The sequence below is a fragment of the Nesterenkonia sandarakina genome (genome assembly GCF_014138825.1).
Taxonomy (GTDB): Bacteria; Actinomycetota; Actinomycetes; order Actinomycetales; family Micrococcaceae; genus Nesterenkonia; species Nesterenkonia sandarakina.
In genome coordinates this window covers 191,101-207,920 of sequence record NZ_JACJIH010000001.1, presented here as the reverse complement: position 1 = coordinate 207,920, position 16,820 = coordinate 191,101, and the positions used below count along the sequence as shown (strand labels likewise).

The window sequence follows — 16,820 nt, the reverse complement described above, 5'->3', positions numbered from 1 at the left end:
ACATCAGGCGCGCCGGCGCTTGAGCACTTCGTCGAGGTCCATGGAATCTTGCTTCGGCGCGCTCAGCGGCTGTGCAGCGGCGGGCTCCTCGACAGGGGGCTGCGGGTCCAGGAAACGCTGCTGGGTGAGCTTGACCTCGCTGCTCGGAGCCGGGGTCTGCACCTCGAGCGCCTCCGGTGCCTGCCGCTGCGCCTTGTCCAGGTCCAGGTACTTCGGGCGCGGAACCGAGCGAGGCTGCCAGGGCTCGACGGGCTCTCCGGCCTCGCCCAGCACCGGGCCTGAGGTCTGCACCTCGGCGCCGAAGGTGCGTTCCAGCCCCACCGGCAGTCCGTCTTCGTCGGTCTGCTGCAGCGAGTTCGGTCCGCCGGCGCCGCGCCGGTCGGCGCTGAGCGCGTCGAAGAGACCGGCGTCGGGACGATGCTGCCAGGGCTGGGACTGCATCGGGTTCATGGCCTCCTCGATGGCGGACTGCACGCGCGCCCGACGTCGGCTGCGTCGGCGCAGCACCGCCATGGTGCGCAGCCCGATGAGGCTGAGCAGGAAGACCCCCGCGGCGCCCAGCGGCAGACCGGCCGGGATAGCGGTCAGCGGGGCCAGGACACCGGTGACCAGGGCAGTCAGCACAGCGAGCACGCCCACCAGGGCCACCAGGGTGCGCCCCCAGTGCAGGTGGAATTCGCCCGACTCAGGCTGCGCGGGCCGCCCGGGCTCGGCCGGGGAGGTCTCAGCGCCGGTGGCGCGGGCCTTCGCGGCATCAGTTCTCCCGGTGCTGGCGGGGATCGAGCCGGTGCGGGATGAATCGTGGGTGGAAGACATGGTCGCCCCTCGGTCGGTGTCGGGGTGGGCGGTGGCGCTGCTCGACGGCATCGCCTCTATGTGGCTGGCCTGCCGCTGCCCGCGCAGGACCAGGGTCCCCAGGAAGAGCACGGCGATCAGCGCGATGAGCGCGGAGGAGGGAATGGGCAGGCTCTGGACAGCGGAGAGGAAAGCGCTCTCGGTGTGTTCCATGCCCAGCATCTCTGGCCCCCGCCCTTCATGAAGTACAGGGTGAGCCTATCTGACACCGGATTGTTATCCGCGGCAACGCGCCACAAGACCCGCGCCGATCTCCTCCCGGGTCAGTGCGAAGCAGCGGTGGTCCCGCCAGGCGCCGTGGATGTGCAGGAAGCGCAACCGCAGGCCCTCCTCGCGGAACCCCAGCTTCTCCACGACTCGCAGGCTCGGCGCGTTCTCCGGACGCACCGCGATCTCCACCCGGTGCAGCCCTCGGTGGAAGAAGAGATGGTCCACCGCGAGCGCCACCGCCATCGGGGTGATGCCCTGCCCGGCGTGTCCCTCATCGAGCCAGTAGCCCAGGGAGGTGGTCCGGGCGGAGCCCCCGATCACCGGTCCCACGGTCAGCTGCCCGACCAGTCGAGGGTGCTCACCGGCCGGGGTGAACCAGATCAGCCAGGGCAGATGGCTTCCGGCGCGGGCGCTGCGGTTCAGCGCCCGGGCCATCTGGCGGAAGCTGCCCGCGGAGTCGCGGGGGTCTGGGTTCTCCGGGGTGGTGGCGTCCCAGGGCTGCAGCCAGGCCGCGTTGAGCAGGCGCAGCGCCATGAACCGGTGCTCATCGTGGAGTCCCAGCGGGCGAAGCTCCACCCGGCCCGCCGGGATCTGCCCGGCAGGGCTGACCGGCCAGTCTCGGGACCGACCGGGAAGCAGCCTCATCGCCGCATGGCGAAGCGCAGCGTGTCCAACCCGATCATGCCCAGGCCGAGCAGCTCGGTGTGGAAGGCCCTCAGGTCGAAGCTCTCACCGGCCTGCTGGGCAGACGCCTCACGGTCCGCGCGGATCTGCTCGAAGACTCGCTGCCCGACCTTGTACGACGGCGCCTGGCCCGGCCATCCCAGGTAGCGGGTGAACTCGAAGTTCAGCTGGGCGGGAGAGATCGGCAGGTGGGTCCGCAGGAACTCCTTGCCCTGTTCCGGGGTCCAGGTCCCGCCGCCGTGCTCGGCGGGGGCGTCGAAGCCGCAGTGCACCCCGATGTCGAAGACCACCCGCGCGGCGCGCATCCGCTGCATGTCATACATCCCCATCAGGTCCCCGGGGTCGGTGAGGAATCCGAGCTCTGCCATGAGCTGCTCGGCGTAGAGCGCCCACCCCTCCGCGAAGCCGGAGACGAAGCTGCCGTGCCGGCGCCAGGAGTTCAGCCGGTCCTTCACCAGGGTGGCGGTGGCGATCTGCAGGTGATGCCCGGGAACACCTTCGTGATAGACGGTGGTGGTCTCGGTCCAGGTGGTGAAGCTCTCGTCCTGCGGCGGCACCGACCACCACATCCGGCCGGGCCGGGAGAAGTCGTCGCTGGGTCCGGTGTAGTAGACCCCGCCGTCCTGGGTCGGTGCGATCATGCACTCCAGGACATCCATCGGGGCCGGGATGTCGAAGTGCACGTCCTTCAACGCGGCCAGCGCCTCATCGGAGAGTCGCTGCATCCATGCCTGCAGCTCCGCGGTGCCGGAGAGCTGCCGGGCGGGGTCGGCATCCAGGATCGCCTTGGCCTCGGCCACTGAGGCCCCGGGCTTGATCTGCTCGGCGACCTCCTCCTGGGCGGCGACCAGCCGGGCGAGCTCGGCGAGTCCCCACTGGTAGGTCTCCTCCAGGTCCAGGGCGGTGCCGGTGAAGTACTGGCTGTGCAGCCGGTAGGCCTCGCGGCCCACGGCGTCGGTCTCTGGAGCCTTCGGCAGCAGCTCGTGCTCCAGCCGCTCCGCGAGCACCCGGTAGGCCTGCTGCGCGGCGTTGGTGCCGGCGGCCAGCTCCTGCTCGGTGGCGGAGCTGATCTGCGCCTGCTGACCGCTGTGCAGGTAGCCGGCGAGCGCGCCGTCCTCGGTGGCGTAGCTGCGGCACTGCTGCGCCACGGCCTGGACCTGGCGGCGGGCCGGCACCTGGCCGCGTTCAGCGGAGTGCACCAGGGAGGCCCAGTAGCCCTCGAGCGCGCCGGGCAGGTGGTGCAGCCGCCCGGCGATGTGGCGGAAGTCCTGCTCGGTCTGGGCGGGCATCAGCTCCAGGACCATCCGCACTCCCTGCGGCGCGGAGGCGAGGTTGTTCAGCTCGGTGCGCCCGGAGTCGTGCAGCGCCACATCGAGTCCGATGCGCTCGGCCATCGCATGCAGCGTCACCTCATCGACCGGGTCCGCGGGCTGCAGCTGGGCCAGCCGGGTCAGCGTCTCGCGCTGCAGCTGCGCGACCTCCTCGCGGCCGGCCGGGGAGTAGTCGGCGTACTCCGTCTCGACCCCCGGACGGCCCAGCACCGTGGCCTCCTCCGGGTTCAGCGCGAGCATCCGCTCGAAGTAGTCCTCGGCGAAGGCGTCCACCTCGGTGGGTGCGCGTCCGCTGCTGGATCCAGGGGTGTTCGAGCTCATGCGGGGTCAGTCCTCGGGGTCGGTGACGTGCAGGTGGAGCCGGCGGGCGGCCTCGGAGATCGACCCGGTCAGCGAGGGATAGACCGTGAAGGTCGTCGCGACGTCGTCGACGTGGAGCTTATGCGTGACCGCCAGAGCCAGCGGGAAGATCAGCTCGGAGGCGCGCGGAGCCACGACGACGGCGCCGATCACCGTGCCGGAGCCCTTGCGCGAGAAGATCTTCACGAAGCCCTCGCGGATGTTCATCATCTTGGCCCGGGCGTTGGTGGCCAGATCCAGCTTGATCACATCGGCCTGGTACTTCCCGGAGTCGACCTGTTCCTGGGTGACCCCTACGGTGGCGATCTCCGGGGAGGTGAACACGTTGGAGGCGACCTGGTGCAGCTTCAGCGGCTTCACGCTCTCCCCCTGCATATGCGCCACCGCCACGCGGCCCTGCATCGCCGCGACCGAGGCCAGCGGCATCACCCCGGTGCAGTCCCCGGCGGCGTAGATGTTGTTCGCGGTGGTCCGCGAGACGGTGTCCACCTGCACGTGACCGGACTCTGAGATCTCCACCCCGGCCTCCTCGAGCCCGATCCCGGCGGTGTTGGGGATCCCGCCCACAGCCATCAGGCAGTGCGAGCCCTGGAGCACCTCGCCGTTGGTCAGCCGGACCTCGACGCCGTTCTCGGTGCGCTGCACCGACTCCGCCCGGGTCAGCGAGGCGACGTGGACCCCGACGCGTTCGAAGGAGTTCTCCAGCACCGTGGCGGCGTCGGAGTCCTCCCCGGGCAGCACCTGGTCCCGGGAGGAGACCAGGGTGACCTCCGCGCCGAGTCGGCGGTAGGCCGAGGCGAACTCGGCGCCGGTGACCCCGGAGCCGACGACGATCATGTGCTCCGGGACCTCGGTGAGGTTATAGGCCTGGGTCCAGTTCAGGATCCGCTCCCCATCGGGCTTGGCGGAGGCCAGTTCGCGGGGGTGTGCCCCGGTGGCCACGATGACGGCGTCGGCGTCGATCTGCTCCCCGGCGTGGGCGCCGGAGGTGACCTCGATGCTGTGCGGGGGCACCAGCGCGCCGCGTCCGATGATCACCCGCACCCCGTAGGACTCCAAGGTGGCGTGGATGTCCCGGGACTGGCTGTGCGCGAGTTTGAGCAGTCGTTCGTTGACCTTGGAGAAGTCGGCCCAGGCCTCCGCCTCCACGGCGGACTCGGCCTGGGACCCGTTGCCACGCTCTCCCCTACGCTCGCCGAAGCGCACGCCGAAGGCGGTGGAGATGTTGACCCGGCGCATCGCGTCCGCGGTGGCGATCAGGGTCTTGGAGGGCACCACGTCGGTGAGCACCGCGGAGCCGCCGAGGCCCTTCTCCTCGACGATGGTGACCTCAGCGCCGGCGTCGGCGGCGACCATGGCCGCCTCGTACCCTCCAGGGCCGCCCCCGAGGATGGCGATGCGGTCAGGGGCGAAGCGTCGGCGCGCGTTAGTTGGAGTCACAGCCCCATTCTGCCCAGTTGCCGGGGCAATGTCATACGCCGGGCGAGGATGTGACGGCTTCGGGGCCCTTGTCTGCTCGCCCCCAGGCCCGCCGCACGAGGGTGGTAGACCCTGGGCGAGGCTGCGGCGGCGCGCACGGCCGCGTCTGCCTGCCGCTGTGTCTGACTCAGACGGTAGATTGGGCTGTGTGAGCCACGACAGAGTCCAGACCCAGCCCAGTGCCCCGACCAGCGACCGCCTCGACGACCATGTGGTCGCCCAGCCGGAGCTGACTCCTACCAATGACCCCACGGCCCCGGCGAACCAGCGCGCGGAGGCTGCGGCGCGCGCGCTGCGCGAGCAGGCCGGGGTCGACTCCATCGACCTGGCTTGCACCCTGGGCTCGGGCTGGGGTGAGGCCGCCGCGCAGCTCGGTGAGATCGTCGCGGAGATCGACGCCGAGCAGGTGCCCGGCTTCCACTCCTCCGGGGTCTCCGGGCACAGCGGAACGCTCAAGGTCATCCGCACCGGCTCCGGGGAGCACGTGCTGGTGATCGGCGCCCGCACCCACTATTACGAGGGGCGCGGCGTGGACGCCGTCGCCCATGGGGTGCGCACCGCCGCTGCGGCAGGGGCCCGCACCATGGTGCTCACCAACGGCTGCGGCGGCCTGAACCCGCAGTGGAAGCCGGGCACCCCGGTGCTGATCTCGGATCACCTCAACCTCACCGGCACCTCCTCGCTGCGCGGGGCGCACTTCGTGGACATGACCGACCTCTACTCCCCCCGGCTGCGCGATCTCGCCCGTGAGGTCGACCCGGATCTGCCCGAAGGCGTCTACGCCCAGTTCCCCGGGCCGCACTATGAGACCCCCGCCGAGGTCAGGATGGCCGGGGTCCTCGGTGCCGACCTGGTGGGCATGTCCACGGCGCTGGAAGCGATCGCGGCCCGGGCCGCCGGGATGGAGGTCTTCGGCATCTCCCTGGTGACCAACCAGGCGGCCGGGATCTCCCCGGAGCCGCTGAGCCACACCGAGGTCCTCGACGCCGGGCGGGAGGCCGCCCCCCGGATCTCTGCGCTGCTGGCCACGGTGATCGGGCGCATCCTCGCCCCCTGAGCCGGACGCCGTGAACCCCGAGCCGTGAACCCAGACCCGATACTCCGACCCGAATGAGGGAGCAGACCGCCATGACCGAGAAGCTGATCGGCACCGTCCGCCGCTGGATCGAGCAGGACCCGGACCCCAGAACCAGGTCAGCGCTCCAGGAGCTGGTCCAGCGTGCGGAGTCCTCCGACACCGCAGCGACCCCCGAGCTGGAGCGGCTCTTCGCCGGTCGGCTCGCCTTCGGCACCGCGGGGCTTCGCGCCGAGCTGGGCCCAGGCCCGCTGCGGATGAACCGTCTGGTGGTGCGTCAGACCGCGGCCGGGATGCTCAGCTACGCCGAGGAACAGCTCACCGAGGCCCGCACCAAGGCGGATAACCCGCAGGACCTGCTCAGCGGCGGGGCGCGCAAGATCGTGATCGGCTTCGACGCGAGGCACCAGTCCGATGAGTTCGCCGCCGACACCGCCGAGATCTTCTCCGCCGCCGGCTGGGAGGTCCATCTCTTCACCCGCCCCGGACCGACCCCGCTGCTGGCCCGCCAGGTGCTGGTCCTCGACGCCGAGATCGGGGTGATGGTCACCGCCAGTCACAACCCGCCCCAGGACAACGGGTACAAGGTCTACCTCGGCGGAGAGCTCTCCCGCTTCCTGGAACCGCACGGGCGTGGCGTCGGCGCCCAGATCGTGGCCCCGGTGGATCAGGACATCGCCGCCCGGATCGCCGAGCTCGTCGAGGCCGCAGCCGATTCCCCCGAGGCCGGCGCTGCGGCCGACGCTGATGCACCGGCCGGCGCTGCCACCACTCACCCGGTCACCGAGGAGGCCCGCCGCAGCTACGAGCGCGAGGCCCTGGAGCTGTTGGACCCGCAGAACTACCCCGAGCGTGAGCTGCACGTGGTCTACACCGCGATGCACGGCGTGGGCGGGGAGATGGTGACCTCGCTGCTGCGCGCCGGCGGGTTCACGGTGACCCCGGTGGCTGAGCAGTTCGAACCGGACCCGGACTTCCCCACCGCCGACTTCCCCAACCCGGAGGAGCCAGGCGCCCTGGACCTGGCACTGAAGGCCGCCGAGGCGCACAACGCCGACCTGGTGCTGGCCAACGACCCGGACGCCGACCGGCTCTCCGCCGCGGTCTATGACGAGGTCGCCGGGGCCTGGCGGCAGCTCTCCGGAGATGAGATCGGGGCTCTGCTGGGCCGGCATCTGCTCGAGCGCGGGCCGCTGCGCCCCCAGGCCGACGGCGGGGCTCCGGTGCTGGCCAATTCGATCGTCTCCTCCCGGCTGCTTCAGCGGCTTTGCCAGGTCCGCGGGGTCGGGCACGCCGCCACGCTGACCGGCTTCAAGTGGCTGGCTCGGGTCCAGCACATGAGCTTCGGCTACGAGGAGGCCATCGGCTTCAATGTCGACCCCGAGCATGTCAAGGACAAGGACGGCGTCTCGGCCGCGCTGATCTTCGCCGAGATGACCGCCTCGCTGAAGGCCCGCGAGACCAGCCTGGTCGCCGCCCTGGACGAGATCGCCGCCGAGGCAGGAGTCTTCGTCACCGGGCAGGTCACCATCAGGGTGGGTGACCTCTCCGAACTGGGCAAGGTCACCGCGGCGCTGCGCGCCCAGCCGCCTGCGGAGATCGCAGGCTCCGCCGTCGTCGAGTCCCTGGACCTCACCCAGGACCCGCTGCCTGGCACGGAGCTCAGCGAAGCGACCAAGACCGATGCGCTGATCTACCTCACCGAGGCCGGGGACCGGGTGATCGTGCGGCCCTCCGGGACCGAGCCGAAGGTCAAGTGCTACCTGGAAGCGGTCGCGGACACACCCGGGGTCGATGCCGCCCCCGAGGCGATCAGTGCCGCCCGGGCGCAGGCCGCCGAGCGTCTGGAGCAGCTGCGCAGCTCGATGGAGACCATGCTCAGCTGAGCCTCACCCCACCCCACCACCACTGATGTCACCGACTTGAGGACCCCTGATGACCCACACCCCCACCCCCGCAGAGATGGCGCCGCTGATCGACCACACCGCCCTGAAGCCGGACACCGATGAGGCCACCGTGCGCCGGGTCGTGACCGAGGCGCTGACGCATTCCTTCGCCGCGGTCTGCATCAACCCGCGCTGGGTGACCCTGGTGGCCGCCGAGCTCGCCGGCAGCCCGGTCAAGACCTGCACCGTGGTCGGCTTCCCGCTGGGGGCCTCCACCACCGCGGCCAAGCTCGCCGAGACCGTGGAAGCGGTCCAGCTCGGTGCCCAGGAGGTGGACATGGTGGTGGACATCGCCGCGGCCAACGCCGGTGACCACAGCTATGTGGAGGCACAGATCCGGGCGCTGGCGGATGCCGCCCACGCCGGCGGCGCGATCCTGAAGGTGATCCTGGAGACCGCACTGCTCAGCGAGTCCGCCAAGACGCTGGTCTGCCAGGCCGCAGAGGCCGCCGGTGCCGACTTCGTGAAGACCTCCACCGGGTTCGCCGGAGGCGGGGCCACCCTGACCGACATCACCTTGATGCACTCGCTGGTCGGCGGCCGGCTGGGCATCAAGGCCTCCGGCGGGGTCCGCAGCTACGACGACGCCGTGGCCATGGTCTCCGCCGGCGCCACACGCATCGGCGCAAGCTCCTCTCTTGATATCGTGGAGCACAGAGATTCCAGCACATCCGGTGCTGCCGGAGACTACTGAGTCAGGCTTCCAGCAGACCGCACCGCATCCTAAGGGGAGCACATGATCAGCAACGGTAAGGTCAAGGCCTATTCGGGCCAGGGCAACTTCGTAGGAAACTTCGCCGCGTTCTCCGTGGTCTTCCTGATGCTCGTCGGTTCGATCGTCGCGCTGAACTTCTGGGATCTGGACCAGGTGTGGCTTCCCGGCCTGATCTTCATCGTGCTCTACACCGGGTCGTTCCTGGTGGCCAAGGAGGTCATCGGCCGCTCGGACTCGCTGGAGCAGCAGGACCTCCACGGCGAGCATGGTGAACCGCTGGACGCCATGGCCTCCCGGGCCGCCTCCTCCCGCGAATCGGCTGCGGAGCCGCACGTCCGCTGACCCTCGCGTCAGCTGACCCCGCACGAAGAACTGCCATGACCACCCCGGCGCCGCGGCCCGTGAGCTCCCGGAATCTCGGCATCGACCTGCTGCGGGTGATCTCGGTGGCCGCTGTGGTCATCGGGCACGCCTGGGCGGGGATGCCGGGGGCGGACTATCTGCAGATCTGGCGGATGCCGCTGTTCTTCTTCCTGGCGGGCTTCTTCTTCTCCACCTCCAGGACCCTGCGTGGGGAGCTGCAGGCACGCACCCGCAGCCTCGCGGTCCCCTACGCGGTGTGGCTCCTGCTGCTCAGTGCCGGCGTGCTGGCGATGACGCAGACCCCCTGGCCGTTCGAGCCTGGCACCATCCGCGGGGCGCTGATCGGTGGTGCCCGCACCGATATGCCGTTCCTGGCGTTCTGGTTCATCTCGGTGCTCTTCTTCGCCGCGCTGCTGCTGCGCGCGGTGCTCGCCCTGCCCTGGTGGGCCGGCGCGGCGGTGGGCCTGGCGGGTCTCACCCTGGCCCAGCTGCCGGACTCCGCCATGGCCTACACCCCACTGGGCGTCGGACTGGTCCCCGCCTGCATGGCCTTCATGCTCGCCGGTCACTGGTTCGGCCGGTTCATGCGCTCCCCGCGCGGACTGAGCCTGCCGGGCAAGCCCTGGATCGGGCTGCTCTGCCTGGGCATCGGCTTCGGCGCCCTAGCCGCAGGCGCGGGGACCATGAATATCAAATGGTCCGGCTTCGGCACCTTCCTGCTCTCCCCCGCGGTCTCCGTGCTGATCAGCATCGGGCTGGTGCTGCTGTTCTCCACCACGGTCAACGCGCTGCTCGGCGGGCCCCGGCCGGCCGAAGCCGGCCCAGACGCGGCTGCCACCCACCGCAGCACCGAGTCGCCACGCGGGCGGGTCCTCGGCGTCGTCATCTCCGAGCTGGTGCAGACCGCCACCTTCGTGGTCTTCGCCCACGCGATGGTGCTCTACCTGCTGCTGCGGCTCTTCGAGCTGGAGAACCCGGTGCTGCGCACCGTGATCGCGCTGATCATCTGCTGGGGCCTGGGAATCCTGGTCAACCGCACCCCGCTCTCAGGCCCGCTGAACGGGCTGCCGCGGTCCGCGCTGCGCCGCCGGAGGGCGGATCACACCGGCGGGAAGATCGCCTCGAAGACCTGATTCAGCCAGGCCAGCAGCTCTCCGTCGGTGAGCTCCACCCCGGTGATCCCGCTGGTCTTGGGCTTGGGGATCAACACCTGCTTCATCGAGACCTTGTGCTGGCTGCCCGGATACATCCGTTCCATGCGCATGGTCTTGGACTCGGCCAGCTCCGCCACCGGGCCGAAGCGGATGAACTTGCCCTGGGTGCCGACGTCGTGGATGCCCGCGGCCCGGGCGCGATTGCGGAACCTCGCCACCTCGATCAGGTTGGTCACCGGGTCCGGCAGGTCCCCGTAGCGGTCCTGCCATTCGGTGATGACCTCGGCGATCTTCTCCTCGGTGTCTGCCGCGGCGAGCTTGCGGTAGCCCTCCAGGCGCAGCCGCTCGCCGGGCACGTAGTCGTGGGGCAGGTGGGCGTTGATCGGGAGTTCGATCTTGACCTCGGTGAAGGTCTCCTCCTCATCGCCGCGGTAGTCGGCCACCGCCTCCCCGACCAGACGCAGATAGAGGTCGAAGCCGACCCCGGCGATATGCCCGGACTGCTCGCCGCCGAGCATGTTCCCGGCGCCGCGGATCTCCAGGTCCTTCATCGCCAGCTGCAGGCCGGCGCCGAGTTCGTTGTTCGCCGCCACGGCACGCAGCCGCTCCAGAGCGACCTCGCCCAGCGGCTTCTCCGCCGGGTAGAGGAAATACGCGTAGGCGCGCTCCCGGGAGCGCCCCACCCGGCCGCGCAGCTGGTGCAGCTGGGAGAGCCCGTAGGTGGAGGCGCGGTCCACGATCAGGGTGTTCGCGTTGGAGATGTCCAGGCCGGTCTCGATGATCGTGGTGGAGACCAGCACGTCGAAGCGCTTCTCCCAGAAGTCCTGGATGATCTGCTCCAGCCGGGACTCGCTCATCTGACCGTGGGCGACCTCCACCCGCGCCTCCGGGACCAGCTCGCGGACCCTGGCTGCGGTGGCGTCGATCGAGGAGACCCGGTTGTGCACGAAGAACACCTGACCCTCGCGCATCAGCTCGCGCCGGATCGCGGCGGAGACCTGCTTATCGGTATAGGGCCCCACATAGGTGAGCACCGGGTGGCGCTCCTCCGGCGGGGTCGCCAGGGTGGAGGTCTCCCGGATCCCGGCCATGGACATCTCCAGGGTGCGCGGGATCGGGGTGGCGGACATGGCGAGGACATCCACGTTGGTGCGCATCTTCTTCAGCTGTTCCTTGTGCTCGACCCCGAAGCGCTGCTCCTCGTCGATGATCACCAGGCCCAGGTCGTGGAACTCCACCTCTTTGGAGAGCAGCCGGTGGGTGCCGATCACGATGTCCACGCTGCCTTCCCGAAGACCGAGCATCGTCTCCTTGGACTCCTTGGCGGTCTGGAACCGCGAGAGCGGGGCCACCCGGACCGGGAAGCCGGCGTAGCGCTCGGTGAAGGTCTCGTAGTGCTGGGAGACCAGCAGCGTGGTGGGCACCAGAACGGCGACCTGCTTGCCGTCCTGGACCGCCTTGAAGGCGGCACGGATCGCGATCTCGGTCTTGCCGTAGCCCACGTCGCCGGAGATCAGCCGATCCATCGGGATCTCGCGCTGCATGTCCGCCTTGACCTCGTCGCTGGCGGTGAGCTGGTCCGGGGTCTCGGCATAGGGGAAGGCGTCCTCCAGCTCCGACTGCCAGGGCGTGTCAGGGCCGAAGGCGTGCCCGCGGGAGGCCATGCGTGCCGCGTAGAGCCTGATCAGCTCGCCGGCGATCTCCTTGACCGCCTTCTTCGCCTTGCGCTTGGTCTGCGACCAGTCGCTGCCGCCCATCTTGGACAGCGAGGGCGCCTCACCGCCCACATACTGCGAGACCTGGTCGAGCTGGTCGGTGGGGACCATCAGCCGGTCCTTGGCGCCGCCGCGCTTGGAGGCGGCGTACTCCAGCACCAGGTACTCCCGGATCCCGGCGGTGCCCGCCTTGATCGCCTGCGGGGAGCCGACCTTGCGCTGGATCAGCTCGACAAACTGGCCGATCCCGTGCTGTTCGTGGACCACGTAGTCCCCGGGCTTCAGCGCCAGCGGGTCCACCACATGACGACGACGCCGCGCAGGCACCTTGCGTGCGGAGCCGGAGTCCTGCCGGATGGAGCGCCCGAGCATCTCGGACTCGGTGAGCAGCGCCAGCTGCAGCGGGTCCACGGCGAAGCCCTCGGAGACGTTCGCGGTGGAGATCGTGATGGTCCCCGGCGCCGGTGGCTGGTCCAGGGAGTCCACCCGGACGCAGGGGACTTCGTGTTCGGTGAGCAGCTCATGGACCCGCTGCGCGGAGCCTGCCGCGGCGGTGGTCACCACCACGGTCCAGTTCGCCTTGGCCCGCTCGCCCAGGAAGGTCATCACGTCCTCGACGCTGCCGCGGTAGCCGATCGGCTCCCGGGAGTCCAGGGAGACGATGTCGGCGTCCTGCTCCAGCTCCTCGTCCAGGCCCAGCGAGGTCATCGACCACCAGCCCGCGCCGTGGGCGATCGAGGCTTCCCGGGTCTCGGCCAGACTCGCGAACCCTCCGGTGGCCAGGCCCTGCTGCTCGCTGCCGATCTGGGCCCCGCTGAGGTCCAGCGGGGCGGCCGCACCGTCGGGGGCCGCGGACCAGGCGGCGGCGAGGAACTCCTCGTTGGTGGCGGCGAGGTCATGGGCGCGTCCCCGGGTCTTCTCGGGTTCGATCACCACGGTCAGCGAGCCGGCGGGCAGCTGCTCCACGAAGGGCACCATCTCGGGCACCAGCACCGGGGCCAGGGATTCCATGCCCTCGGCGGCGATTCCTTCGGCGAGCTTGGTGAGCAGATCCGCGGCGTGCGGCATCTGCGCGATGAGCTCCTTCGCGCGGGCCTGCACGGCCTCGGTGATCAGCAGTTCGCGGCAGGGCGCGGCGTCGAGCACCTGGGGGTGTTCGGTGGACTCGGTGTCCAGTGAGCGCTGATCCGCCACGGCGAACCAGCGCATCTGCTCGACCTCGTCGCCGAAGAACTCGATGCGGATCGGATGCGGCTCGGTGGGCGGGAACACGTCGAGGATCCCGCCGCGCACCGCGAACTCGCCGCGCCGGGTGACCATGTCGACCCGGGAATAGGCGGCATCGGCGAGCTGGGCGACGGTCTGATCGAAGTCCGCGAACTCCCCGACCTCAAGCCGCACCGGGGCGAGGTCTCCGAGCCCGGTGACCAGTGGCTGGACCACCGCGCGGACCGGGGCGACGACGACGTCGAGGACTCCCCCGGCCTCATCCGGGTGCGCGAGCCGGCGCAGCACCCCGAGCCGGCGGCCCACGGTGTCCGAGCGCGGGGAGAGCCGCTCATGGGGCAGCGTCTCCCAGGACGGGAAGTGCGCCACGGCCGCGTCCGGGGCGTAGGCGGCGAGCGAGGTGGCCAGCTCATCGGCTTCCCGGTCGGTGGCCGTGACGGCCAGCAACGTGCCGGTCGCACTGGTGCCGCGCAGCTTGGCGGCGATCTCCGCGATCAGCGCGGGGCGCAGCCCGGTGGTGGAGGCGATCTGCAGCTCTTCGGTGCGCTCCCGGGCAGGGTGCGCGGCGGCGGAGGCGACACGCTTGAAGGACGGGTTCGCCGTGAGCGCGGTGCGCAGACCTGACAGAGCCATGGGAGAGTGACGCCTCGTTTCGCAGACAGTTTCGCAGACAGTTTCACAGGCAGATCGGTGCCGGGGCTCCGCGGGCGGGGTCTCGGCGAGTGCTGAGATTCTTCAGTTCAGGCCTCACACAGGATACTCGGTGCGACGGTCATGATGCCCCGGTCCGGCCCGGCTCCTCGGCGGCCTCCGCGGGGCCCGAGGAGCCTCCGGGGCTCTCGGCTCGGGCGGCTCGGCGAGTGCGCAGCACCCCCACCTCGTATCCGACCAGCGCCGTGATCCACAGCGCGGTGATCGGCAGCACGAACCAGAGCATCGCGGCGCTGAAGGGCTGCAGCGCGTCGTGTCCGGCGGCGTAGAGCACCAGGTAGACGACGTAGGCGCTGTAGAGCGCCACCAGGACCAGACCTTCCAGGCGGCCGATGGAGGCCGCGGTGAACGCCAGCGGCAGCAGCACCAGGGCGGCGGCGATCATCACCGGCAGGTCGAAGTTCACGGCAGCGGCGGCGACCTCCACGCCGTCGGGAGAGATGATCGCGGTCAGCCCGAGCACGGCTCCGATGTTGAAGATGTTGCTGCCCACCAGGTTGCCCACCGCCATATCGCGCTCGCCGCGCAGCGCCGCGATGACGCTGGTGGCGAGCTCCGGCAGCGAGGTGCCGATGGCCACGATGGTCAGCCCGATGATCAGGTCGCTCACCCCCAGGGAGAGCGCGATGGTGCTCGCGGCGGAGACCAGCATCTGGGCGCCGACCACGAGCAGCGCGATGCCGACCGCGAGCAGCACCAGGTCCACCATGACCGAGCGCAGCTTGGTGGTGCGCAGGCTCTTGGTCAGCTTCACCGAACCGCCGCCGACCGCCCGGTCCACGTCCAGCGGGTCTGCGCGGACTGCGCCGTCTGCCCGGTCTGCGCCAGCCTGCGCCCCAGTCTCAGCCTTTGTCGCTTCCTGAGCGTCGGACTTCTCGCCCCGAGTCTGGCGGCGGGCGAGCACCACGGTGACCACCAGGTAGAGCACCAGCATGCCCACCAGCACGGCACCCTCGAGGGTGCTGATGCCCCCGTCAAGGGCCATCAGCAGGGCGATCACGGAGAACCCGATCATGATCGGGATATCGGCCTTGATCAGCTGGACCTTGACCACCAGGGCCCCGAAGATGGCGGTCAGCCCGAGCACGAAGAGGATGTTCGCGATGTTGCTGCCGACCACGTTGCCCAGCGCCAGGCCAGGCGAGCCGCTCAGCGCCGCTCCGGTGCTCACCGCAAGCTCCGGAGCCGATGTCGCCGAGGACACCACGGTGAGCCCGATGATCAGCGAGGACAGGCCGAGCGTGCGACCCAGCGACGCGGCGCCCCGAACCAGGGCCTCACCGCCGCCGACGAGCAGCAGGAAACCGCCGAGGAGCAGGAGAAGAGTCATGATGGTCACTGGTGCAACTCTACAATGGGTAGGTTCCGTGACCGCCGTCGCAGAACGCCTTCACCACGACGTCAACGAGGAGACCATCCAGTGGCACTTGAATCAGAGCTCGTGATTCCGCACAGCGCGCAGGACATCATCGAGGCCTACGCGGACCGCGACTTCAACGAGCACCTCTCCAAGAAGGTCGGTGCCTCGCTGCGCAGCTTCGAGGTCGTCGGACCGCTGGACGGACCGTTCGAGATCGTCACCGAGCAGTCCATGTCCGCGGAGAAGCTTCCGGACATCGCCAAGAAGGTCATCAAGGGCGAGGTCACCGTGCATGTGACCCACTCCTGGGGCGCCCCGGACGCTGCCGGCTCCCGCCGGGCGGACACCGCGGTGAAGATCGCTTCGGCTCCTGTGACCGCCCAGGCGGCGCAGAACCTGCACGTCCGTGGGGCCGAGGAGACGCTCTCCACGGTGCGCGGCGAGGTGAATGTGAACATCCCCATCGTCGGGAAGAAGATCAAGACGGCCGCCGAGCCCTATATGCGCAAGTTCGTGGACCTGCAGGCCCGCGAGGTCAGCGCCTGGATCTCCCGCCGCGGCTGACCCAGAGGTCTGGACCTCGTAGTGCTCGACGACGAAGGGGGCCGCATGGACCGCGGGATGCGACCCCGGGCTCATGCGGCCCGCTTCCCGGGATGCTCCTCGACTGCTCCGGCCCCTGCTCCCCCGGCAGAGGCCGCCGGCCCTGCTGCCTGGCCGGGACCGGCCCTGGGCCCCCTGGTGTTCAGGTAGATCATCACGAAGAGCACTGGCACGAAGACCAGTGAGAGCAGCGTGAAGAAGGACCAGATCAGGTTCCAGAAATAGAGACCGTCAAACATCATGCCCCCTGGCTGATGCATGCGCCTCAGTAGGGGCGCACGTTGAGTCGATTCTCGATCGCGACGACGTCAGGAGAGGACCAGGTGACCGCGTCTGCCTGGGCCCGCTGCGTCAGAGACTTCACATACCCGGTGAGGATGACCGTGTTCCCCCGCACCGAGACGCTGATCCGGCTCGCATCGATCTGCGGATTGCGGAACAAGGCGCTGCGGATCGTCTCCGCCGCGTCATCGGCCACCGGACGGGGAATCAGCGTGATCTCGTTGCGGACGGTGTGCACGCCGCGGATGTTCTCCACGGCCCGTTCCGCCGCCTCACGCTGGAAATGCCAGTCCACCTGACCGGTGAGCGTGATGCATCCCGCCTCCACCCGGCAACGGACCGAGCCTGGAATGTTGGCAGACCAGGTCAGGATCCGCTCAGCGACGCCAGCGATGTCGGGGTCGGTGACCCACCTGGCTGAGCGTGGTGTGACCTCCAGGCGGTTGAACACCGCCACGACGCCGTGGACCCGCCGCATGGCACGCTCGGCGGCCAGGTACTCGAAGTGATCCCGGACCTCTCCGGTAAGGGTGACGATTCCAGCCTCCACCTCGACTCGGATCTCCGAGGCATCAACCTGCGGCGTCCATTCGAGTTCGGCAAGAACCAAGGAATGGATCTTGGTGTCGGATCGGGTGCGTGTAGCAATGATCACAGCAGAATTCCCTTCTCGCGGCTCGCGGGCTGGACTCAGCCTCCATGAACCTCCACCATCCGTGTAGGGCCAGAGGTCCTATCAGACACGCCCCA

The 16,820-nt window shown here is 69.7% G+C and carries 14 protein-coding genes; 6 read left to right on the top strand and 8 right to left on the bottom strand.

Annotation, left to right across the window (positions count from 1 at the left end; all coding sequences use genetic code 11):
* Positions 1-3 precede the first annotated feature (3 nt).
* The 4 genes from HNR24_RS00965 to HNR24_RS00950 all read right to left on the bottom strand — a co-directional run bounded on the left by HNR24_RS00965 (position 4) and on the right by HNR24_RS00950 (position 4,796).
* Positions 4-1,008, bottom strand: a complete 1,005-nt coding sequence (locus HNR24_RS00965; protein WP_182494734.1) for a hypothetical protein — start codon at positions 1,006-1,008, stop codon at positions 4-6.
* 63 nt (positions 1,009-1,071) lie between these two features.
* Complete coding sequence (locus tag HNR24_RS00960; protein ID WP_058887237.1) at positions 1,072-1,710, bottom strand: GNAT family N-acetyltransferase; 639 nt, start codon at positions 1,708-1,710, stop codon at positions 1,072-1,074.
* A complete protein-coding gene (locus tag HNR24_RS00955; protein WP_182494733.1) occupies positions 1,707-3,401 on the bottom strand; it encodes a DUF885 domain-containing protein in 1,695 nt (564 codons plus the stop codon). The genes HNR24_RS00960 and HNR24_RS00955 overlap by 4 nt, the downstream gene beginning before the upstream one ends.
* Before the next feature lie 6 nt (positions 3,402-3,407).
* Entirely contained in the window at positions 3,408-4,796 is a 1,389-nt protein-coding gene (locus HNR24_RS00950; RefSeq protein WP_375139284.1) for an NAD(P)H-quinone dehydrogenase, read from the bottom strand.
* Positions 4,797-5,148: 352 nt separating this feature from the next.
* On the opposite strand from HNR24_RS00950, the gene HNR24_RS00945 reads away from it, so the two are divergent.
* From HNR24_RS00945 to HNR24_RS00925, 5 genes are all read left to right on the top strand, one after another.
* Positions 5,149-5,976: a purine-nucleoside phosphorylase gene (locus tag HNR24_RS00945; RefSeq protein ID WP_058887681.1), complete on the top strand. Its 828-nt coding sequence runs from the start codon at positions 5,149-5,151 to the stop codon at positions 5,974-5,976.
* Between the two features lie 71 nt (positions 5,977-6,047).
* Positions 6,048-7,880: a phospho-sugar mutase gene (locus HNR24_RS00940; protein ID WP_182494732.1), complete on the top strand. Its 1,833-nt coding sequence runs from the start codon at positions 6,048-6,050 to the stop codon at positions 7,878-7,880.
* A 49-nt stretch (positions 7,881-7,929) separates the two neighbouring features.
* Entirely contained in the window at positions 7,930-8,634 is a 705-nt protein-coding gene (gene deoC / locus HNR24_RS00935; RefSeq protein WP_182494731.1) for a deoxyribose-phosphate aldolase, read from the top strand.
* A 42-nt stretch (positions 8,635-8,676) separates the two neighbouring features.
* The gene (locus tag HNR24_RS00930; RefSeq protein ID WP_179440626.1) at positions 8,677-8,997 is read left to right on the top strand and encodes a hypothetical protein; all 321 of its coding nucleotides are present in this window, start codon (positions 8,677-8,679) and stop codon (positions 8,995-8,997) included.
* A 35-nt stretch (positions 8,998-9,032) separates the two neighbouring features.
* Positions 9,033-10,151 carry an acyltransferase family protein gene (locus HNR24_RS00925; RefSeq protein WP_182494730.1) on the top strand — a complete coding sequence of 373 codons (1,119 nt, stop codon included), beginning with the start codon at positions 9,033-9,035 and terminating at the stop codon, positions 10,149-10,151.
* Here the strand turns inward: HNR24_RS00925 and mfd are convergent.
* On the bottom strand, positions 10,118-13,747 hold the full coding sequence (mfd, locus tag HNR24_RS00920) for a transcription-repair coupling factor (RefSeq protein WP_182494729.1): 3,630 nt from the start codon (positions 13,745-13,747) through the stop codon (positions 10,118-10,120). The genes HNR24_RS00925 and mfd overlap by 34 nt on opposite strands.
* A gap of 139 nt (positions 13,748-13,886) precedes the next feature.
* Positions 13,887-15,155 carry a calcium/sodium antiporter gene (locus HNR24_RS00915; protein ID WP_220477256.1) on the bottom strand — a complete coding sequence of 423 codons (1,269 nt, stop codon included), beginning with the start codon at positions 15,153-15,155 and terminating at the stop codon, positions 13,887-13,889.
* 90 nt (positions 15,156-15,245) lie between these two features.
* On the opposite strand from HNR24_RS00915, the gene HNR24_RS00910 reads away from it, so the two are divergent.
* Positions 15,246-15,749 (top strand): DUF2505 domain-containing protein, encoded by a 504-nt coding sequence (locus tag HNR24_RS00910; protein ID WP_058887246.1) that lies wholly within the window; start codon positions 15,246-15,248, stop codon positions 15,747-15,749.
* Positions 15,750-15,820: 71 nt separating this feature from the next.
* On the opposite strand, the gene HNR24_RS00905 is transcribed toward HNR24_RS00910, so the two are convergent.
* The gene (locus tag HNR24_RS00905) at positions 15,821-16,030 is read right to left on the bottom strand and encodes a hypothetical protein (protein ID WP_182494727.1); all 210 of its coding nucleotides are present in this window, start codon (positions 16,028-16,030) and stop codon (positions 15,821-15,823) included.
* 23 nt (positions 16,031-16,053) lie between these two features.
* Positions 16,054-16,725, bottom strand: a complete 672-nt coding sequence (locus HNR24_RS00900; RefSeq protein WP_058887248.1) for a BON domain-containing protein — start codon at positions 16,723-16,725, stop codon at positions 16,054-16,056.
* Positions 16,726-16,820 lie beyond the last annotated feature (95 nt).